The 19,799-nt window shown below is 44.1% G+C and carries 18 protein-coding genes; 4 read left to right on the top strand and 14 right to left on the bottom strand.

The annotated features are described in order from the left end of the window. Positions 1 to 182 precede the first annotated feature (182 nt). Positions 183 to 1,820: a methyl-accepting chemotaxis protein gene (locus tag EXM22_RS17005; protein ID WP_168203588.1), complete on the top strand. Its 1,638-nt coding sequence runs from the start codon at positions 183 to 185 to the stop codon at positions 1,818 to 1,820. 17 nt (positions 1,821 to 1,837) lie between these two features. Here the strand turns inward: EXM22_RS17005 and EXM22_RS17000 are convergent, their stop codons facing one another. The 14 genes from EXM22_RS17000 to EXM22_RS16935 all read right to left on the bottom strand — a co-directional run bounded on the left by EXM22_RS17000 (position 1,838) and on the right by EXM22_RS16935 (position 16,338). Beyond that, the gene (locus EXM22_RS17000; protein ID WP_149487669.1) at positions 1,838 to 2,590 is read right to left on the bottom strand and encodes a GntR family transcriptional regulator; all 753 of its coding nucleotides are present in this window, start codon (positions 2,588 to 2,590) and stop codon (positions 1,838 to 1,840) included. Then, positions 2,590 to 3,951 (bottom strand): DUF4340 domain-containing protein, encoded by a 1,362-nt coding sequence (locus EXM22_RS16995; protein WP_149487668.1) that lies wholly within the window; start codon positions 3,949 to 3,951, stop codon positions 2,590 to 2,592. Before EXM22_RS16995 ends, EXM22_RS17000 begins: the two co-directional genes overlap by 1 nt. Then, a complete protein-coding gene (locus EXM22_RS16990) occupies positions 3,951 to 5,351 on the bottom strand; it encodes a GldG family protein (protein ID WP_168203587.1) in 1,401 nt (466 codons plus the stop codon). Before EXM22_RS16990 ends, EXM22_RS16995 begins: the two co-directional genes overlap by 1 nt. 1 nt (position 5,352) lies before the next feature. Then, the gene (locus tag EXM22_RS16985) at positions 5,353 to 6,054 is read right to left on the bottom strand and encodes an ABC transporter permease (protein ID WP_149487666.1); all 702 of its coding nucleotides are present in this window, start codon (positions 6,052 to 6,054) and stop codon (positions 5,353 to 5,355) included. Beyond that, positions 6,051 to 7,010: an ABC transporter ATP-binding protein gene (locus tag EXM22_RS16980; RefSeq protein WP_149487665.1), complete on the bottom strand. Its 960-nt coding sequence runs from the start codon at positions 7,008 to 7,010 to the stop codon at positions 6,051 to 6,053. The genes EXM22_RS16985 and EXM22_RS16980 overlap by 4 nt, the downstream gene beginning before the upstream one ends. Before the next feature lie 25 nt (positions 7,011 to 7,035). Continuing rightward, the gene (locus EXM22_RS16975; RefSeq protein ID WP_149487664.1) at positions 7,036 to 8,637 is read right to left on the bottom strand and encodes a mannitol dehydrogenase family protein; all 1,602 of its coding nucleotides are present in this window, start codon (positions 8,635 to 8,637) and stop codon (positions 7,036 to 7,038) included. Beyond that, positions 8,634 to 9,431, bottom strand: coding sequence for a 6-phosphogluconolactonase (locus EXM22_RS16970; RefSeq protein WP_149487663.1), 798 nt, complete (start codon positions 9,429 to 9,431; stop codon positions 8,634 to 8,636). Before EXM22_RS16970 ends, EXM22_RS16975 begins: the two co-directional genes overlap by 4 nt. Before the next feature lies 1 nt (position 9,432). Further along, the gene (locus tag EXM22_RS16965) at positions 9,433 to 10,581 is read right to left on the bottom strand and encodes a Gfo/Idh/MocA family protein (RefSeq protein ID WP_149487662.1); all 1,149 of its coding nucleotides are present in this window, start codon (positions 10,579 to 10,581) and stop codon (positions 9,433 to 9,435) included. Then, the gene (locus EXM22_RS16960) at positions 10,581 to 11,642 is read right to left on the bottom strand and encodes a mannonate dehydratase (protein ID WP_149487661.1); all 1,062 of its coding nucleotides are present in this window, start codon (positions 11,640 to 11,642) and stop codon (positions 10,581 to 10,583) included. Before EXM22_RS16960 ends, EXM22_RS16965 begins: the two co-directional genes overlap by 1 nt. Positions 11,643 to 11,658: 16 nt before the next feature. Next, on the bottom strand, positions 11,659 to 12,942 hold the full coding sequence (locus EXM22_RS16955; protein ID WP_149487660.1) for a TRAP transporter large permease: 1,284 nt from the start codon (positions 12,940 to 12,942) through the stop codon (positions 11,659 to 11,661). Between the two features lie 12 nt (positions 12,943 to 12,954). Continuing rightward, positions 12,955 to 13,485 carry a TRAP transporter small permease gene (locus EXM22_RS16950; protein WP_149487659.1) on the bottom strand — a complete coding sequence of 177 codons (531 nt, stop codon included), beginning with the start codon at positions 13,483 to 13,485 and terminating at the stop codon, positions 12,955 to 12,957. 99 nt (positions 13,486 to 13,584) lie between these two features. Further along, positions 13,585 to 14,586, bottom strand: a complete 1,002-nt coding sequence (locus tag EXM22_RS16945) for a C4-dicarboxylate TRAP transporter substrate-binding protein (RefSeq protein WP_149487658.1) — start codon at positions 14,584 to 14,586, stop codon at positions 13,585 to 13,587. A gap of 76 nt (positions 14,587 to 14,662) precedes the next feature. Further along, the gene (locus EXM22_RS16940) at positions 14,663 to 15,796 is read right to left on the bottom strand and encodes a uroporphyrinogen decarboxylase family protein (RefSeq protein WP_149487657.1); all 1,134 of its coding nucleotides are present in this window, start codon (positions 15,794 to 15,796) and stop codon (positions 14,663 to 14,665) included. A 23-nt stretch (positions 15,797 to 15,819) separates the two neighbouring features. Further along, positions 15,820 to 16,338 (bottom strand): nitroreductase family protein, encoded by a 519-nt coding sequence (locus EXM22_RS16935; protein WP_149487656.1) that lies wholly within the window; start codon positions 16,336 to 16,338, stop codon positions 15,820 to 15,822. A gap of 98 nt (positions 16,339 to 16,436) precedes the next feature. On the opposite strand from EXM22_RS16935, the gene EXM22_RS16930 reads away from it, so the two are divergent. From EXM22_RS16930 to EXM22_RS16920, 3 genes are all read left to right on the top strand, one after another. Further along, on the top strand, positions 16,437 to 17,294 hold the full coding sequence (locus EXM22_RS16930; protein WP_149487655.1) for an AraC family transcriptional regulator: 858 nt from the start codon (positions 16,437 to 16,439) through the stop codon (positions 17,292 to 17,294). A 104-nt stretch (positions 17,295 to 17,398) separates the two neighbouring features. Then, complete coding sequence (locus EXM22_RS16925; RefSeq protein WP_149487654.1) at positions 17,399 to 18,565, top strand: uroporphyrinogen decarboxylase family protein; 1,167 nt, start codon at positions 17,399 to 17,401, stop codon at positions 18,563 to 18,565. Positions 18,566 to 18,608: 43 nt separating this feature from the next. After that, positions 18,609 to 19,748, top strand: a complete 1,140-nt coding sequence (locus EXM22_RS16920; protein ID WP_149487653.1) for a uroporphyrinogen decarboxylase family protein — start codon at positions 18,609 to 18,611, stop codon at positions 19,746 to 19,748. Positions 19,749 to 19,799: the final 51 nt, after the last annotated feature.

The raw sequence follows: 19,799 nt of genomic DNA, 5'->3' as shown, positions 1-19,799 counted from the left end.
AACAGCGGATTTTCTTTCTAAAAAAAATGGCTGTAAACCATTCAATCCTTACTGGTCTGCCCTCCGCCAAATTCAGCAATGTTGATCTAACCAATGAATAAGGATACTATGTTTTTTATAATGATTACGGAATAGATATGATTCATAAAATAAGCAAGCGAATACAAAAGGAATTTGAAACTATGAAAATCCGATCCTCATCCTTTATCACATTTGTCCTGACTATACTAGTAATAACCCTGACCCTATTGGCAATGGATGCCAGCTTGTACCAATACTCAATAATATGCCTCACCCTGATACTGGGTATGACGAGCATTCTGAATGTGTCTCGACTTCATACGAACATTGCCCGCTTTGAGGTGATCATAGACGACCGCTTACATCATGAGCTGCCACCTTCGGGGGATACACTTCAAACAGCAGAAACTCTTTCCAATCATATGCAGGCCTGTCAACTTTCCAGGAATAAGACTCAGCTGATCCTGAAAGAAAATAAAACCCACTCCGTTGAATTCACAAAAGAATTGAAAGACTCGGTCTATCTGACAACGACCATCAACGGCAGTGTCATGAATATTCGGGGCAAGATATCAGAACTCAATAACTCACTCTTAAGCTCATCTTCTGCCATTGAAGAGATTTCAAGAACCATTACTTCCTTTTCAAGCCAGATAGAGGAGCAATCAGCTTCGGTCATCCAGACCTCATCGGCCATTGAAGAGATGGATGCGTCCATTCGCAATGTGAGTGATATTACCCATCGGCAAACGGAATCCTCCAAGGATCTGTTGTCACTGACCGACAAAAGTCAGCAGGGCATGGAAGAGATGAATAAAATCATCGAAACCGTGAACAACAACATCGACTCGGTCCAGGAAATCATCAATGTTATTGATGAAATAGCATCCCAGACAAACCTTCTATCCATGAATGCAGCCATTGAGGCGGCTCATGCCGGAGAAGCCGGAAAAGGATTTGCCGTAGTCGCTGATGAAATACGGAAGTTGGCAGAATCTACAGCAGAAAATTCAACATTGATTTCTCAAACTCTCAAGAAAATCATAAGCAATGTCCGTGATGTAAGGCGAGCGGGTGCCGAAAGTCTTCATGATTTTAATTCTATCAAAGAGGAAACTGAGCAGCTGGTAGAAGCCTTCTCCCAGATCCAGGATGCGACTTCCGAACTCAATATTGGCAGCCATGAAATTGTACAGGCGACACAATTGCTTACAAGGATTTCAAGCCACATCAAAGACGGTTCAGGCGAGATAGAATTGAGTACCAGGGATATACAGGATTCTATTTCAAACATAGTTAATGCCAGTCGGGATACTGAATCTGAGATTGGTGAGATCAACACTATTTCGGGGAAAATGAATTCCATGTTCCTGAACATTTCAAATGTATTCCTGAATTATGAATCCTATATGGAAAAGATTCAGGAGTTTCAAAATTTTGAATTTGGTACTGCGATGAACTTTTCTGCTGTGAAAGTGATTATTCATCATCTCTTATGGGTCATCAAGGTAAGGGGCGTCATTGATGGCACCATGAATATTGCCGTATCAGAAGTATCGGATCATCACAGCTGCGAACTTGGTCAATGGATTGATAAAAAAGTGCCCGACCATATAAAGCAACTGGATATTTTCCCCTCATTTGTAAAAAGGCATGAAGAAATGCATAACCTGGTGAAAGAGATCACTTCCACCATTGATAACAAGACGCAAAGCCAAATAGAAGAAGATTATTCTGTCCTCATTCAGCTCTCCGAGGGAATTATAGACGATTTGACGCTTATAAACGGGAAATTATAAAACAAAGCTTCCTTTGCTCAGCGGTTCATCCCCTGGAACAGGAGTTTCTCATCCATAAGATCCAGGCCGCCCGCTGAGGGGGTATCTTTGAAATAATCCGGAAATTTTTGGTAAATTATATTTTTCTCAATATTCAGCTTTCTTAGATGCACCTTCATGATCTCCTGAGCGCCCTCAAGATCCCGATTGCCTATGAGATGAATCAATTCACGATGATGCTTTAAATTTTCATCCGAGACACCGCTGACAGCCATAGAGAGGTAACGAACACGTCGGTAGTGGCTTGAAAAGCTCATAATAACCTCAAAACACATTGGGCGATCCACCAAATCGAAAAACATGGAATGAAATTGATCATCCAGCTCCATGAAACGGTTGGACTCACCAGAATCAAGAGCAATTTTCTGTTTTTCAAGATTCAAATGGAAGTCATCCAGAAAAAGGGGATCCTTATTCAGGATCAATTCTTCTAGAACTGAAGTTTCTAGCGACTCTCTCAAAAATCGTTCTTCCTTCACTCGAGCCAGATTAATCCTGGAAACGAAACTCCCCTTCTGGGGGACGACGGTAACGAGGGCTTCCTTGGACAACCTGATAAAAGCCTCCCGCACTGGTGTCCGGCTCAACTTCATTTTCTCAGAAATCTCTTTTTCACTCATGATCGTCCCGGGGATCAAATTGAGATTAATTATATTCCTATGCAGAATATCATAGACTGTTTCACTGGCTGTTTTGGTTTGAATCACATCACCCCATTTCCGTTTTGACATTATTCACCATCCTTTTGAACCAGTTTTTCCAGGGTATTTCTAATTTCCAGGACTGTTTTGTAATAAGTTGAAAATGCTGCTTTGCCATTTACAAAGAGAATCTGTTCGCCCTCTTTCCCCATAAGATCCAAAAAGTCCAGTTGATCTATAGAACCATTTTTTTTATATATTTGAACTGAAAACGAGACAGGAGCATCCACTGAAAGCTCGCGAAGTGAATCCAATTCACGGGCCAGACCGGTATTGAGAAGGACATCAAAGAGGGTCATCATCTCGGAATATCCCGCTTTGAAACCATTGATGTCTCCTTGAATTTGAACAGAGTCTCCGGTGACTCGAATGTTATAATCCTTTTGATTTTCCCTGTCGCTCACAATGATTTCCCGGATTTCAGAAACATTACTGTGATAAATTGAATCATTCATAAGATCCAGATAGTGAACATGCAGAAAAGGGAGAGCTTCTTCCGAAATCCTGAAGATTCCCTCGGTTCCCCGACTTTGAAGGAAATACCCGTCTTCATCTGCTTTGTAGAAAGAGATCCTATAGCTTTTTCCATCAATCACCGCGTCCAATAGGAGATCGGAAGTGTCTGGCAGGTCCACTTCACCATCAATCCATTCTTCGGGATTCAAGGAAAGGATAGGGAATATCAGGGAAGAGAGAACTGACTCATAATCGATAGAAGTCTCAACAGGAGAAACCAGACGAAAAATAAAGTCTCCCCGATTCTCAACACTATAGGAAGGTGGATCATTGCCCCGAAAAGACAGGGTCAGCCGCTCCAGGCTATTCAGTTCTTTGAGATCAACCCGGGGGAGTATACTCTTTGACACAAAATCTTGAGGTTCCGCTAGAAACAGCCGGGCCGTTTCATCAGAAAGAAGATAAATATCCTCACCGTCCTCCGCTTTGCAGTACCAGGCATCCTTCAGTGGGCTCTGGGAGCCCAGAAAGAGCCTGACCTTATTTCCATCCTTTAAAATGAGAGTCATCCGTGACCGAGGATTATCAAGACCAAAGTTAGGGCTCTCATCCTCCGGGTATTCTATCCGAGACAGGGCTGTTAATTTTGAGACGCTATACAAATAAGACTGCATCAGTTCCTGGGAAGGCAGAGGATCTTCTGCAGAAGGCTGTAAAGAGATATTCCCATCCTTATGGATCAGTCCAAACCGGACATCATCATGGATAAGAGCCACAGCAGCCACATCGGCGACATTGTAGTTCAAAAGTTGTATCTCTTCTGTCTTAAGGGGAACTTCATCCTTCACAGGTGCCGGCCTATACAAAAAGAACAGAATGACCCCAGACAAAAGAACTAGGATAAGATTGATGAAGATCCCTTTTTTATAATTCATCAGAGCCTCTTCCTTTTGAAAAACACTGTGATTCCCCACACAAGAAATACCATGGGAATATATGCTGTAACTATCAAAGCCAAAAGTAACGCCTGACGGGATTGAAGGTTGAGGGGGTCACTCTGCATTTTTTTCGGAGGAATGTAGAGCGAAACATCTTTCTCATTGAGCCAGTTGATGGTTTGAACGAGAAACTCTGCATTTCCATAACTGGAAAATCCCAGTAAATCATCACCATAGATGTTTCTGCTGCCTGCCACAACCAACCTCGCACGAGCAGCTTCTCCGGAAAGTTCTTTTTCAGAGCTCATGACCAGGGTAAAGGGGCCAGCTGGATCGGAGTCTTCCTTCAGCAAGTCTGAAAACTGATAACCTTTTTTCCCATAGGAGAAGGGAGTGGAAGTCAATACATCTCTCACATCGATGGCCGAGCCGGGATGAGAGACAGAATAGAGGCTTCTAGACGAAGGCATTGTCAGAAAAACGCGGGCATCTAAAAAGTAACTATTGATCTTATGAGGAGCATACATGGGCACTACATTCACAGGATTCCCCCCTGTATAGGCCTCTTTTTCGAAGACAAGTTCCTCACCCGGGACAATCCCCCACTCGGTAAGAAAGCCTTCAAGATGAGGCATGGAGAGCGAAGAGGGCTCCAGAAAAATCAGAGCATTTCCTCCACTGTTCATATAGTCTGTCAAGAGTTCCACTTCATGGACCAAAAAATCTCGGGAAGGAGCCGCGACAACCAGAATATCCGGATCTTCTTGAAGAATAGAAGAGAGGCTCCCCCGAAGTAGGTCATAATTATTGTTTTGGAAAAGAGCAGTCAGAGACTCACTAGGACGCTCATTATGGCCGTCGGAAAAGGCGGCAACAGGGATAATGGGATCATTTATAAACGAGAGACTGCTTGTGAGTTGCTGCTCTGCATTGAGGCCTGTGACCTGCGTTTGACCTGCATCAAAACTGTACATATCCTTCACTGAGAAAGAACGGGTTCTAAGAGCTCCTTCCAAGACGATATCATCCGGCTTCAACTGGATTCCCCGTGAGGCATAATAATCCACAAGAACAGGATTCTCATAAGGATCAACATATTCGAGACTGATCAAGGGACTCAAGGCAGCAAACCGCTTCAAAACCTCCCGTAGCATGACCACATAATCATCCTCTTTACTGAAGACGACCATCCTGACAGGATTTGTCAGGGATGCCGCCATGTCCACCGTTGTCTGTGAAAACTCATACAGTGCATTCTCTGTCAGATCCAGTTTCAAAGGATAGAGATCTACGGCTCTGTGGCTGATTAAGTTAATCAAAATGACCACGAGAATGAGAAGGATAATGAAGATCTGTCTCTCTCGCAAACGAAAAATTTGAAGAATTTTGTTCATCATTCTACTGCCTCCTGCCATCAAGTTTGACGACTGTGAGGATTAAAAAAAGTGTGGTCATACTTATGAAATAGAGGACCCCGGCAGGGTTGAAAATACCATAGGTAAACTCAATATAATTGTTCTTCAAAGAGAAGAGAAGCACTGTCTTCTTGAGAAGAGGATTTGAAATTGTCGGAGCAAGAGAGTCGATGAGCCAGAGGATCAACAGAATTCCATAACTGCCAACACCCGAGATAACCTGATTCTCAGTCAGGCTGGAGACAAACAATCCGATGGAAATTACAGCCGAAACTAGTAGAATCACGGCCAGATAATTCCCCAAGATGACCATTGGGCTAAAGACACCCAAAGAGGCCAGTATAACCGGGTAAACAAGAGTCATCACCAAACCAATACAAATCATAGACAAAGTGGCCAGAAATTTCCCCAGGACGATGGACTCAAGAGTAAGGGGCAGTGTAAATAAAAGCTGTCTGGTCTTGAGCTTCTCCTCTTCGGAAAACTGCCTCATCGTCAACATGGGGACGAGGAAAATCAAGACATTAAAAAGTGACCCAAAGAAGATCTTGATATCGCCATTTTGTGACATGAGATTCCCCGTTGTAAAAAGGAATCCGCAGATCAGGGTCATGATGGTCAAAAAGACATATCCTATCATGGAGCGAAAGTACTGTTTTATTTCTTTTACATAGAGAGCTATCATGTATCTGACTCCCTGCCTGAAGTGGATGAAGCTGTGAGGTCAATAAAGATTTCTTCCAGTGTAGGGTTTTTCATTTTCAGCTGCATGATAGAGCAGGAGATACTGCTCAGTCCAATAGAAAGTTCGCGCCGGATGTCATAGCCATCCTTCTGTGTCACTTCAAAATCCCAGCAGCCCTCTTCTGAGCAATCATTGAGACGCAGTGTTCGAACCCCCTCGATACTTTCCAGATAAGATTGGGCTTTTTTTACATCGCCCAAGATCCTGACTTCTAAAACTGAAGATCCACTGGAGGGATTCATGAGGTCTCCAACAGGACTATCGGCAACAATATACCCCTTGTTCAAAACCAGAATTCTCGTGGCGACTGAGGCTATTTCAGAAAGAATATGAGAACTTATGATTATCCCGTGTTCCCGGCCCAAATCTTTGACCAGTTCCCTTATATCGATGATCTGCTGTGGATCAAGACCGGAGGTCGGTTCATCCAAAATCAGGAGTTTAGGACCTCCCACAAGGGCCTGGGCCATGCCTATCCGCTGCTTATACCCTTTGGACATGGCACGAATCGGCCTTTTTTTCATGTCCATAATATGAGTTAAGCCGCAAACTCGATCAATTTCCGAAGTTCTCTTCTTGCGATCAACTCCCTTCACCGAACAGATGAAAGTCAACTGCTCCTCCACTGTCATATCGGGATACAGGGGAGGAAACTCGGGGAGGTACCCAATATTTTGTTTGTAAAGGAGGGGTGAGGTCAGCAGATCATGGGGTTCTAGAGTGATGCGCCCGGAGCTGGGGGGAAAGTATCCGGCAATCATGTTCAAAGTGGTAGACTTGCCTGTGCCATTCGCCCCTAAAAGACCAAGGACTTCTCCCCTATTCATGGAAAAAGAAATATCCTGTATAGGTTTGTATCGACCGTAATCTTTTGAGATATGCTCTACCTTCAGCATCCGTCTGCGACTCCCTCCCTCCAATTTAGAGGATATATTTCTTCAGTGTTTTCTCGATGGCTCCCGGTCCGGCGATCATTTCCTGAAAGAAATTTTCAACCTTCTCTCCCAGATGATACTTGTATAGATCAATCCCGAAGATTTCGGTATTTTTCAAAAGCCCTTCCACATGATCATGGACAGAAAGAGTCGACCCGAGAGAAAAAGGTGCCACAAATGGCTTAACCATGTCCAGATTAGGATCTGGACTGAGCTCAAAGGCCTGTCCCAGGTCGTCTACGGCCATGAGGTAACGCAGCCATCCGGCCATAAACAAGGGTATATAAGTCAAAAATGATAAATCACTTTTCCCCTTCCCTATATAGGCCTTCATGGTCTCACCAAATCTGACGGATATTTTTTTAGATGTATCTGTGGCAATCCGCTGGGGAGTATCAGGCACAAAGGGGTTAGGAAAACGCACTTCAATGCTGTCACGAATAAAGTCTTTTGCATTCATAATACCGGGATCGACAACGACCGGCATGCCTTCGGTGTATCCCAATTTCTCAATAAATCCTTTCAAAAGAGGATCTTTCATCTCGGCCGAAATGGAGTCATACCCCAGGAGGCATCCGAAAACAGCCAGAACGGTATGCAGAGGATTCAAACAGGTGCAGACTTTCATCTTTTCAATTTTATCAATGGTCTCCTTATCGGAGAAGAGCACACCAGCGTCTTCCAGGGGAGGTCTGCCATTGGGAAAATGCTCTTCAATGGCCAAATACTGAGATTCTTCGGCATTGACGAAGGGAGATACATAAGTGTTTTTGGAGGTGATAATGATATCCATGCCTTCCAGTCCATCCTGAACAAACTGCTTCTGAACAACTTCCGAAGGTCTGGGAGTGATCTTGTCTATCATGCTCCAGTTAAAGGAGATTTTCTCTCCATTCTTCAGGTAATCAATGAATTCCTGTTCCAGCTGTCCTTTGGATTTCCAGAGTTCAGCATACTCAAGGACAGCTTCTTTCAGCAGTGTTCCGTTATGACTGCAGTTGTCCATGCTTACAAGTGCTAGAGGAGCGCCGCCGGCATTATAGCGGGCCAGGAGGAGTTTGGTGATGATTCCGATGGTGCTCACAGCTTGTTTGTCAAAATTTTCAAGGTCAGGTTTGATCCACGGAAAATAGTCACCCTTATCATTTTTTAGAGCATATCCTTTCTCTGTGATAGTCAGGCTGAGAATCTGGAGGGAGGGGGCGCATAAAACCTCTTCCATCCTGGCATAGTCTTCCGAAGGAATAAGGCTCTCGCTCAAACTGGCAACAACCTCCTTCTGGATTTCTCCGGATCCCTTAAGAGTGACTGCTAATGCCAGATTATCGTAGGCTCTGTAGGCTTTCTGTATGATCTCTTCATCAAAGGTTTCACATACAATGATGCCTGTTTCTGCTTTACCCTCGTTCAAGAGCCTTTGCTGCAGAACAGCAATGAATGCCCTGAAAATATTACCCGCACCAAAATGAACCCATTGGGGTTTCTCTCGGCTCAGTTTCTTCATCTTCTCTATATCAAAAGACGGAAGAGCATAGCCCTTTTCCGTCCACATGTCTTTATTTTGTATGTCTTGCAGGTTCAGTTTCATTTTAAAACTCCTTCGTCTTGATTTTCTAGGAGACAGGCTCCACTTTCTTTATCTAGATATAATTTCGACGGGACATTCCTCAAAATAGACGCCGGACAGGATTCAGAGATATTCCCTGTGAGGGTCATGCGAACGGCTTTTTCTTTCCTTACATCAGGAACGGTACAAAAAAGATACTCCGGCCTGACCAACTCGGGGATGGTGATTGTCAGAGCTTGCTTGGGAACTTCATCCAGGGATTTGAAACAGCCGTCATTGACCTGCTGCTGCCGGCAAACCTGATCCAGAACCACAATCTTTACTGCACATGGATCTTCGAAATCGGCAACAGGGGGATCATTGAAGGCCAGATGCCCGTTCTCACCGATCCCCATGAGGACGATGTCCAGCGGATACTGCTTGAGAAGCTCACTATAGCGTTGGCATTCGTCCTGCATGTCTCCCTCATACCCCTTTAGATAAAAGACATTTTGAAAGGGTACATGTTTGAAAAGAGCCCGGTCTAGAAAGTTTCCGAATCCCTGGGGAGCTTCACGATCCAGGCCAATGTATTCGTCCATATGAAAAGCATTGATCCTCTCCCAGGGGATCAGGTTTGACAGGCGGAGTCCTTCAAGGACTTCCTGCTGGGATGGGGCTGCACCGAAAAGAATATTGACTGTAGCCTTGGTTTCCAAGAGGGAAAGAAGAACTTCTGTCACATCCTGCACAACCGCTTCTCCCATGGAGTTCCTGTCATTGAAGACCTGTGCTCTCAGTTTTCCGATGCTGGCTTGTTTCATTATTTCTGGCATTTTAAAATTTCCCCTTGAAGGATGTTATCGTTGTGTCGTCAAAGGCCTTTACAGACCTGGTTTTTTTGTGAAACCGCGGAGCTTCTTCGACTCTGGATGGGAAATGAGTATAGGGATCATCCTTCTCCAGAGGAAAAGTGACTGTCTTTTTTGTGAAGGCCGATTTATAAATTCCCGAGATCAACTCAATGGCATTTCTGCCATCTATCCCGCTCACCTTCAATGGAACCCCCTCTTCTATGGCATCCAGGAAATTCTGGATCTGCCCGGTATGGTGTTCATGTTCCAGAGGCTTAAAACTCTCGAAATGAGCGGTCATCTCTCGGAGCATATCCTCATCGTCCATGGGGAAACCATTAGACCTGACCTTACTGCAACGAACATCAAAGGGAATGGAGATGCCGGCCTTTTCCATCTGAAAATCCAGTTTCTGAACTTCCCCATGATGAATCAAGGAGGTATTGATCTGTGCCATGCTCCCATCCTTATAACGGAGAACAGACAGGGAAATATCTTCTTCTTCTGAATTCTGATGGTTTAAATTAGACAGGAATCCCGTTAATTCTGCAGGCATCCCCGTCAGCCATAGAAGCAAGTCGATATGATGAACAGCGTGATTCAGGGTGCAGCCGCCGCCCTCCACATTCCACAAGCCCCGCCAATAAAGATCAAAATAACTCTGTCCTCTATACCAGAAGGTATTGATCTGAGAAAACAGCAATTTGCCATAATTCCCTGAGCGGATAAGGTCACAGGTACGGGCAATGGAGTCGATAAACCGTATTTGGGATACCACAGATAGAAGTGCATGTCCCTCCCTTGCAGCTTCAAGAATTTCATCACATTGCTGAACACTCATGGCCATGGGTTTTTCGAGGAGGACATGCTTTCCAGCCCTCAGAGCCTGAACAGCAATATCCCTGTGAGTGGAAGGAGGAGAACAGATTGAAACGATATCCACCCGATCCAGTCCTTCCTCAAATGAACCAACAGCATCGGCCTTCAGGCTGTATTTTTCAATGAGGGTCTTTGCCTTGGAGACAGTCGGGTTGGCAATAACCTGGATACTGACTCTATCAGGAAAGCTGAGAAATCCTTCAATATGAGACGGAGCAATGGCTCCGGCACCAACGATCATAACTCTTAGCATCAACCCTTCCTTATGGCTTCCAGGAGTCCCAAAAGATATTGAGATCCCAGGGCCCGGTCATACAAACCATAACCCGGCATGGCCACTTCTCCCCAGATGGCCCGTCCATGATCAGGACGAATAGGACCATCAAATCCGACTTCCACAAAGGCTTTCATAATTTCATACATATCCAGAGATCCATCGGATGACAGATGTGCCGATTCCTCGAATACTCCCGGAGCCGTATGCTTCGTATTTCTCATATGGGCAAAATGGATACGCCCTTTGAGAGATCGGATAATATCAGGAATGTTGTTATCTGGTCTGGAACTTAGAGAACCCGTACAGAGGGTAATACCGTTGTAGGGTGATGGAACTTCAGTAATCAACCTCTGAAGATCCATTTTATTCTTGATAATTCGGGGCAGACCGAAGACGCTCCAGACGGGATCATCAATATGGATAGCCATTTTTACACCGTATTGTTCACATGTAGGCATAATGGCATTGAGAAAATATTTCAGATTCTGAAATAGGGCCTCGTTATCAGTCCCTTCATAAAGAGCAAAGAGTTCTTCCACTTTGGACATTCTCTCAGGCTCCCAACCTGGCATCATAAAACCATTGGAATCACCATCAATTCTGTGAAACATTTCCTTGGGTTGAATTTTGTCAACCTTTTCCTGATCATAGGCCAGGACAGTGGAACCATCGGGACGAACCTTGGCCAGTTCAGAACGCGTCCAGTCAAAGACAGGCATAAAATTATAACACACCATGTTGATTCCCTCATTTGAGAGTTTCTTCAGGGTACTGATATAATTTTCTATATGCTTATCCCTTTCGCCATGGGCTACCTTGATTTCATCAGAAACATTGACACTCTCCATCCCATAAATGGAGAGACCGCTGTCGGCTACGTCTTTTTTAATTTTCTGGATTTTTTCCAGAGGCCAATCTGCCCCGGGAGCCTGGTCATAAAGAGTTGTAATCACACCCTCCACTCCCGGAATCTGACGTATTTGCTCAAGGGAAATACTGTCATGTCCTTTCCCGAACCATCTGAGACTCATTTTCATAAAATTTTTAATTCCTTTAATATATCAAGTTAGGAAGAAACATGACCACATCCGGAATAAATATCAACACGATAACCAAAAGGACTACGGCGAGATAAAAAGGCATGGTTTCTTTAATGAAATCTTCCAGTGGGGCATCCAGAATCTGACAGACAGTATACAAAGCTGTCCCAACAGGTGGAGTCATACAGCCCATGGTGACAATGGTCATCATAAGAATCCCGAAATGTACCGGATCAACACCCATGGTCTTAATAACAGGTAGAAAAATGGGAGTCAGAAGCAATACGCTAACATTACTGTCAATGAACATTCCCGCTACTGCCAGGAAGAGGACAATGATGATCAGCATCATATGGGGGTTTGTTGTAATTCCAACCAAGGCGGTTCCCAGCATACCAGGAACATTTTCCAAAGACAGAGCATATCCGAAGATTCCCGATAAGGCGATGATCAAGATGATAGCACCATTATCAATGAATGAATCCTTCAAAGCTTCCTGAAACTTCTTCCAGGTCAGTTCTTTATAGACAAACTTACCAATAATAAGAGCATAGACTACCGCAAAAGCACCCGCTTCTGAGGGAGTAAAAAGTCCGAATCGGATACCCACAATGAGGATAACAGGAAACATCAGGGCCCATATGGAATCTTTGAGATCCAAAAGGATCTCCTTTATGGTGATTTTTTCCACAGATAAATCGGGCATATCATATTTGTGAATTCGGGAGGTGATAGAGACGGTGGTCATCAGAAAAACCATCATCATAAAACCTGGTATAATTCCTGCGACGAAAAGCTTTCCGATGGAAACTTCACCCACAAATCCATATAGGATGAGTCCCAGGCTGGGAGGGATTGTCGCAGTGATCAGGGACGACAGACAGGTTATCCCCGCTGTATACCCCCTGGGATATCCTTTCTTGATCATGTCAGGACCGAGAATACGAGCCTGCATTGACGCGTCAGCAACAGCAGACCCGGAGACACCTCCCATCATGGTACTAAGAACAACATTCACCTGGGCAAGACCTCCCGACATTCTTCTGGTCAGAAGGGATGAAAAGCGCAGTAGGCGGGACGTAATTCCCGTCTTGTTCATAAGGTTCCCAGCAAAGATAAAAAAGGGAACTGCTAAAAAGGCAATGGACTGAGTCTGGGCAACAACTCTCTGAACCGTAATGGAAAAGGGTATAATGTCGTTGGTCAGAAAAAATACGGCTCCGGAAATACCGATGGTAAATCCGATGGGCATATTAATAGCCAGCAATATAAAAAAAACTATGACTAGAGGTATCATACAACTTTCTCCTTAACAGCAGCTTTTAGTCTGTGGTGTAGAATCGGGGTTGTCCCGGAGGACATCATATTCATCGTCTTTGAAGTTTCTGATAATTTTGGAGATTTTAAGGCTGGCTGTCAGTATCATCAGAAGGGAAGAAACGGGCAAAGATGATGTGACAATGGAATAACTGAATTTGGAAAGGGTTTGAAAACTCCTGTCCACACTTTCTATGCTGAGCTTCGTTCCGTAAAAGACAAAAGATGCCAAAAGGGCAATAATAACTGAAAAAACAAAAAGTTGAAGGATCTTCTGAATTTTAGCCGGAAACTTTTTTACCAGCATATCCACACCGACTAGCCTGGAATGTCTCATCGCTACATCCGCTCCCAAAAAAGCGGCCCAGGAGAAGAGAAATTTGGCAATATCGTCGGCCCATACAATAGGTTTATCAAAAACTCTGAAAAATGCAGCCGAAAAGATAAGAACAACAATGGAAACAAAAACTGTACCCACAAGGACTTCTTCAATTTTACAATAGATCTCGTATATTTTTTTCATCTATTCCTCTATAAATCAGGGCTAAAAAAAGCCGGCAGAGGTAAGAACGAACATGCTGCCGGCTGACTTTTTAATTAGTAAGGATCAAATCCTCAGGAATTAAAGACCGAGTTCTGCGTAGAGCTCTTTTTTAAGATCAGAGAATCCCATATCGTCATAAACAGGCTGTACTGCTTCAATAAAGGGTGTTTTGTCAATCTCAACAAAGGTTACACCAGAAGCTTCCATTTCTTTGATATACTCTGCAGATTTAGATACAACAATTTCCTGGTTATCTTTGTAGGAGGCATAAGCCTGATCCAAGAGGATGGTCTGATATTCTGCAGGAATTGAGTTGAAAAACTTCGTACCTGTCACCATGGAGGCAATGAGGGTAAAATGCTCTGATAGACTGACATATTTTTTGATTTCATAAAATCTCATGGAGTAGATTCCGGGGATTTGAGCCTCAGTACCGTCTACAACACCCTGTTCCATACCCTGATATGTTTCACCCCAGGGGAGTGCTGTTGCAATAGCTCCCATGGCATTAACAGAGTTAACAAAGAGGTCAGAACCGATAGTTCTGATTTTCACACCTTTCAAATCAGCAGGAGTTCTTACTGGAAAATCTGTAACCCAGCTTCTAACACCGGAATATCCGTTTACAGTCACAAGTTTTAGACCCATATCCTGGAACTGTTTGTCCCATTTAGCATAGAGCTTCGTGTCTTTAATTTTGTTCAAATAGGTGTAGTCAGGAAGCAGATAAGGCATCTGAATCAAACCGAATTCTGGTACAAAAGCAGCAAGGCGACCGGGATCTGTGGCATTGATGACAGGAACACCCTGAATAGCCTGTTCTGTAACATCGTCGGTTTCGCCCATAACACCGCTGATTTTGACTTCTGCCGCGAAAACACCATCAGATTCGGCATTCAGCCTTTTGGCATATTCGAAATGACCCATAGACTGTGTATCATCGGCACCACTGGTACCAGCAATGTAAACCTTGATGCTTTTAGGCTTAGCATTTTCCATTTCACCGCTTTCCTGCTGACCACCTGCAAAAAGGTTGCCTGCGAGGAGAAGAGAAAGTACAATAAGAAGATTTTTTTTCACTTAGAACTCCTTTGACATAATATTTAAATACACTACCATACAAGTGTGGTGAATGCAAGGAAAAATAATATTTTGATTACCCCTGTGACAATGCATGGATACCCCGATAGGCGGAATCCTGGTCCTCCGGGGTTTCACAATAGGTCGTCACAATTGTTTTCAGTCCCGGTTGTGCCATTTTTTCAAAAACTTCAAGAACAGTCTCTGAGTTCCCCACGATCCTCACATGCAGAATGACAGATTCTCCGGCGAAGGCATGTCCCAAAACAGCTCCATCATTAGGAGAGGGATCAGTTTGCGCTCCAAGGGCTCCATCAACCATGATAAGTCCTGGAATGGTCTTTATGAACTCAGCTCTACCGGCCCAGTCTCCGCAGGAATGAAAAACAGGACCCTCTGCTATGGAAGCAGCTCTGCAAAGATAGGGTAAGGCAAATTCATTGTAGGCTTCATCACCGATCATCAAAATATTGTCATCACTGAAACCGATTCCGGAGAAAAACCTGGATGAGGCAAATCCATGGCCGGGTTTTACCAGGGCATCCCCAATAAGATCCATTTGTTTCTGTAGAAATTCCATCTCCAGCTCAGAGATCAGAGACATGAGCTCCTTCAAATCCTCAGGATGATCATACATCTCAAACATAAAGCTGGATGCTTCTAAAATATAAGAAGAAGCAATATTGAGAGGAGACTGTGTATCGGTCAGACTGAGAGGTATCTGACCTTTCGTCTTATCCAGAAAATACTCAATACGCGTCATAACTTCCTGGCCAACAGGACTCTTGTGAACCGGACATTGCAATGCATTGATGGCCTCTTTTGCAGATGTGAACCCAGGAAGAACGGCTGGGGACTGCCCCTCTTTCCAGAGATAAGGGATGCCGAAGGAGCTGGACACAACTCCAATGCCATACCATGGTTCCAGGAAATTGGGAACATCCGCTTTATACAACCGGCTCTGATCCAAAGCCGCCAACTGCCATTCCAATGACATTTTTTTATCCCGGCAACCCCATGAATAAACCTCGGGCACTCGGAATCGCCTGTAAACGAGAACATTTTGTTCATTCTCTGAAAATGCCCGGCATGCCTCCTCGGTGACAGCCTGATATTCTTTATAAGCCGGTATATCAAATTTCTCAGGAGAAAGAGGGATGACCGTGGTTCCCTGGGAGTCCGCCTTTGTGTAGTCAAATTGATCGTTCATCGAATACTCTTCCTTTCTTTAGTTTAAAATTGCTCATATGCTACTATTTCCGACAATGACTTCCTTGTAATTTCATGCCTGTCGGAAGACTTGGGTTCAGCACCATTGTATCCAAGAGCCAGAAGATTAACAGGTTCCAGGGTAGAAGGAATCTGAAACTCAGATCTAAGGACTGCCGGGTGAAACCAGGTCATCCAGAGGGAATCCAACCCCAGATCTGTAGCAGCCATCATCATATGATCAGTCACAATGGAGGCATCAATATCGATTGTCTGCTTCTTGTCGTATTCACGAACCCAGGCTTCCTCTTTTTTAATACACACAATAATTACCACTGGAGCTTTATAAAACCGGGCAGCTTTGGTCATTTTTTGTAAACCCTCTTCGGACTGTACGACCAGAAGCTTTTGGGGTTGGTTGTTTGAAGCTGTTGGAGCCACCCGTCCTGCTTCCAAAACCTGATCCAGCTTTATCTTTTCTACAGGTTTATTTGTGAATTTCCTGGCGGAATACCGCTTCTTCGCTAATTCGAGGAATGTCATATTCTACTCTCCTTCCTTATTATGATCTTCATTATAATCAATACCACAGCAAATTTGATACTATTCAGACTTAAAATCTCGGAGTAAGCTTATGTTCTATGGACCAGGTTAGTCAGAATCCAATACTGGATGAGATGATCATTGATGACGAAAACTTTCTCTTCATTCTGGATTCCCATCATCGAAATGATTTTTCTATGAATTTCCACAGACATGATTTTTATGAACTTTCTTTTGTTATGGATGGGGAAGGATTATGCCAGAGCCTTGAGGATGGACAGATCAAGAGTTCTCCGATCCGCAGAGACAACATCATCCTCACCGACGGCAGAATGCCCCACCGAGCTGTAGATAAAACAGGACTCCCTCTGGAACAATTGATCATTATCTTCGACAAGCCCTACCTTGATAAAATGAAAGACAACGTTCTCATTGAGAAAACCCTGGAAGAGAAAAACCCCCTGATTCTGTCGGGAATCCTGCACACAGCCCCTCTCAAACCCTTCTTTCGAGAAATACTAAATGAAATGAAAGCCAAAGAATCTGGAAAAGACAGCCTCATTTTCAGTATCTTCAGCCGCCTTTTGGTTCAAATTATCAGAGCAGGAGAAGATACAAAGAAGGCTCACTGTGACGATAACAGAATCAATCGCGTCCTGGATTATATCCATACTAATTTTTTTATGAATATCACCATTCAGACCGTCGCCGAAATAAGCAGTCTATCACTGCGTCAGTTTTCTGATGTGTTTAAGAGAGAAACGGGGCGAACATTCACCCAATATATAAATCATCTGAGGATTGAAAAAGCCAAGACAGCCCTTATATCGACAAGACTGAGTATCACAGAGATTGCCTTTGAAATAGGATACGACGACTTATCTTATTTTACCAGGCGCTTTAAAGAGCAAGAAGGCCTATCTCCCCGGGCTTATAAGAAAAAAAACGGGAAATAATTACAAAAACCGCATTATAGTACAAATATACAGCATTATCAGCAGAGTCAATGCAGAGCATCCCTGGATATCATCATAGATGAGACATCACTGGAGGATTAGATATGAACAGTAAAGAAAGAATTCAAAAAGCTCTCAATTTTGAAGAAAGTGACAGACTCCCCTGTGATATTGGAGGAACAACCGTCTCCAGCATCACCAAGACGGCCTATGAAAATGCCCTGAAGAGTAGAGGAATCAAGGCTGAATATGAAAATATGGATGAATTTGATCCTATCCAGCAGATTGTCCAGCCTGTTCACTCTATCCGGAGGGAACTAGGAATTGATACTCACAGGATAGGAGCTCCCCGACTGGCTGGTCCTGAAGTGACCCCGGTACACGATGAAATGGGAATCTACAAGCTCACTGACCAGTTTGGATGCCATTGGGACTTCAACCCTGCCAGTGATTTTTATTACAACATAAAAAATGCTCCTCTCAAGAATTATGAGTCCATAGAAGAGGGATTGAAGGAGTATAGATTCCCCAAAGTAGCCGATGCAAAAGAAGAGATTATCAAAGTATTAGACCGCCAGGCAGGAAACATGGCCAGTCAGGGAGTCATTGCCGACAGAAACTGTGCCGGCATTACCGAAGTGGCCTTCCGCATCAGGGGATATGAAGAATTTTTTATGGATATGGCCCTGGACCCCGAAGGTGCCTCCCGTCTGATGGAGAAGATCCTGGAATACAAAATAGAATACTGGAGCCTCTACGGCGATTACGCCAAGTCCACAGGTTTGGATAAGGAAATACTAGTGGCCGTAGAATGTGACGACCTGGGAACACAGGATTCACTCCTTTTTTCTCCCGAGATGATAAGAACCAGAGTCATGCCTCTTCAGAGTCAATTGATCAGCCATATAAAAAAAGAACTCCCGGGAGTCAAAATTATGTACCACTCCGACGGAGCGGTTTATGATCTAATTCCCGACTTTATAAAAATGGGAGTGGATATCCTGAATCCCGTCCAGTTCACTGCCAAGGGTATGGAGCTGAAACGTCTAAAACAAGAATTTGGAAAGGATCTGGTCTTCTGGGGAGGAGGAGTGGATACCCAGGACACGCTGCCCCACGGAACTCCCTCTCAGGTAGCAGATGAGGTGAAAAGGAACATAGAGATCCTCGCTCCAGGAGGAGGATTCGTTTTTGCTGCAGTTCACAATATCCAGGCTGATGTTCCAGCTGAAAATTTCTGGTCCATGTGGGACACGGTAAAAAACTACTAAAAAAAAGATTCCGTCGTTCTGTCGGCATGTGAAGGAGAAGAATATGACGAGTAAAGAAGCAATTCAAAAGATTCTGAACCGCGAAGACCCGGGGCGTTTTGTCTATGCTCCCAATATGTGGCAATGGTTTACCCACCGTCAGAATATGAATGAATATCCCCCAGAATTAAAAGACTGTACTTCACAATTAGAGGCCATAAGAGTTCTAGGACTCGAAGTATTCAGCAGAAATGTCTATTCCAATCCCTACGACTATTGGTTCGGCGGGTTGAATAGACGGATTTTTGACGCTGTGGAAGTTGAAAAACTTGTAGAAATCAGAGGAAAAGATACTGTGACAACCCTTCGTTACAAGATGAACAAGGGTGTACTGGAAGAACGGCTGAGATACATCCACAGTGAATCTACTCTTGTCCAGGAAAAATTCTTAATTGATAAACCTGAAACTCAACTGGATCTTTTTGAAGAGTTCCTGGAACGGACAAGCTACCGTTTTCTTTCAAAGCGCTTTGATCAAACCGCCGAAGAAATTGGTTCTGATGGCATCGCTGTAGCCGGAGAGTTCTTCAGTCCCCTGAAGATGCTTCACCTCTACCTGGGACCCGTGGAAACGACCTATCTTCTAAACGATGAAGAAGACAGGATGAAAAGACTGATGGCCCTCCATGAAAAGAACCAGCTTTGCCTCCTCAAAGAGATGATGGAGCACAACATACCAGCGGTCATGTCCATGGACAACTTGGATACGATGTTCCACCCTCCCCGCTATGTGGAAGAGTACTCGGCCTCTTTCTATGAAAAAGCCAGTACCCTCTGCCATGAGCATGATAGCCGGTTCTTCATTCATGCCTGCGGTCAGCAACGGGCCAATCTCAAGCTGATTTCATCCCTGGGAGTCGACGGTCTTGAAGGTGTGGCCTATCCCCCTCTGGGAGATATAGAGCTGGAAGAAGCCATGGAAATGACAGGAGATAATTTTATAATCACCGGTGGTATTAGTGCCTCGGAAACAACGACATTCAAGACCAGAGATGAAGTTTTTTCCTATATGGAAAATCTCCTAACTAGGATGAAACCCTACCGCCATAGATTTATCCTGTCTGCCAGTTGCAATACAGCCATAGAAACCCCCTGGGAAATACTGAAACTATTCAGGGATGCCTGGGTTGAAATGGGTCAGTAAAAACACTGGTCAATCCCGGAATCTCAAGGTATGCTAAAGGCTGAAAATCAT

Origin of the sequence: Oceanispirochaeta crateris, from assembly GCF_008329965.1 — a bacterium.
Taxonomy (GTDB): Bacteria; Spirochaetota; Spirochaetia; order DSM-2461; family DSM-2461; genus Oceanispirochaeta; species Oceanispirochaeta crateris.
The sequence above is the reverse complement of the archived record's forward strand: the minus strand, read 5'-3'. Positions and strand labels throughout refer to the sequence as shown.

Excerpts from the sequence above, each read along its gene's own strand:
- EXM22_RS17005 (WP_168203588.1), top strand. The coding sequence starts at position 183 with ATGAAAATCCGATCCTCATCCTTTATCACATTTGTCCTGACTATACTA.
- EXM22_RS17000 (WP_149487669.1), bottom strand. The coding sequence starts at position 2,590 with ATGTCAAAACGGAAATGGGGTGATGTGATTCAAACCAAAACAGCCAGT.
- EXM22_RS16995 (WP_149487668.1), bottom strand. The coding sequence starts at position 3,951 with ATGAATTATAAAAAAGGGATCTTCATCAATCTTATCCTAGTTCTTTTG.
- EXM22_RS16990 (WP_168203587.1), bottom strand. The coding sequence starts at position 5,351 with ATGATGAACAAAATTCTTCAAATTTTTCGTTTGCGAGAGAGACAGATC.
- EXM22_RS16985 (WP_149487666.1), bottom strand. The coding sequence starts at position 6,054 with ATGATAGCTCTCTATGTAAAAGAAATAAAACAGTACTTTCGCTCCATG.
- EXM22_RS16980 (WP_149487665.1), bottom strand. The coding sequence starts at position 7,010 with ATGCTGAAGGTAGAGCATATCTCAAAAGATTACGGTCGATACAAACCT.
- EXM22_RS16975 (WP_149487664.1), bottom strand. The coding sequence starts at position 8,637 with ATGAAACTGAACCTGCAAGACATACAAAATAAAGACATGTGGACGGAA.
- EXM22_RS16970 (WP_149487663.1), bottom strand. The coding sequence starts at position 9,431 with ATGCCAGAAATAATGAAACAAGCCAGCATCGGAAAACTGAGAGCACAG.
- EXM22_RS16965 (WP_149487662.1), bottom strand. The coding sequence starts at position 10,581 with ATGCTAAGAGTTATGATCGTTGGTGCCGGAGCCATTGCTCCGTCTCAT.
- EXM22_RS16960 (WP_149487661.1), bottom strand. The coding sequence starts at position 11,642 with ATGAAAATGAGTCTCAGATGGTTCGGGAAAGGACATGACAGTATTTCC.
- EXM22_RS16955 (WP_149487660.1), bottom strand. The coding sequence starts at position 12,942 with ATGATACCTCTAGTCATAGTTTTTTTTATATTGCTGGCTATTAATATG.
- EXM22_RS16950 (WP_149487659.1), bottom strand. The coding sequence starts at position 13,485 with ATGAAAAAAATATACGAGATCTATTGTAAAATTGAAGAAGTCCTTGTG.
- EXM22_RS16940 (WP_149487657.1), bottom strand. The coding sequence starts at position 15,796 with ATGAACGATCAATTTGACTACACAAAGGCGGACTCCCAGGGAACCACG.
- EXM22_RS16935 (WP_149487656.1), bottom strand. The coding sequence starts at position 16,338 with ATGACATTCCTCGAATTAGCGAAGAAGCGGTATTCCGCCAGGAAATTC.
- EXM22_RS16930 (WP_149487655.1), top strand. The coding sequence starts at position 16,437 with ATGGACCAGGTTAGTCAGAATCCAATACTGGATGAGATGATCATTGAT.
- EXM22_RS16925 (WP_149487654.1), top strand. The coding sequence starts at position 17,399 with ATGAACAGTAAAGAAAGAATTCAAAAAGCTCTCAATTTTGAAGAAAGT.
- EXM22_RS16920 (WP_149487653.1), top strand. The coding sequence starts at position 18,609 with ATGACGAGTAAAGAAGCAATTCAAAAGATTCTGAACCGCGAAGACCCG.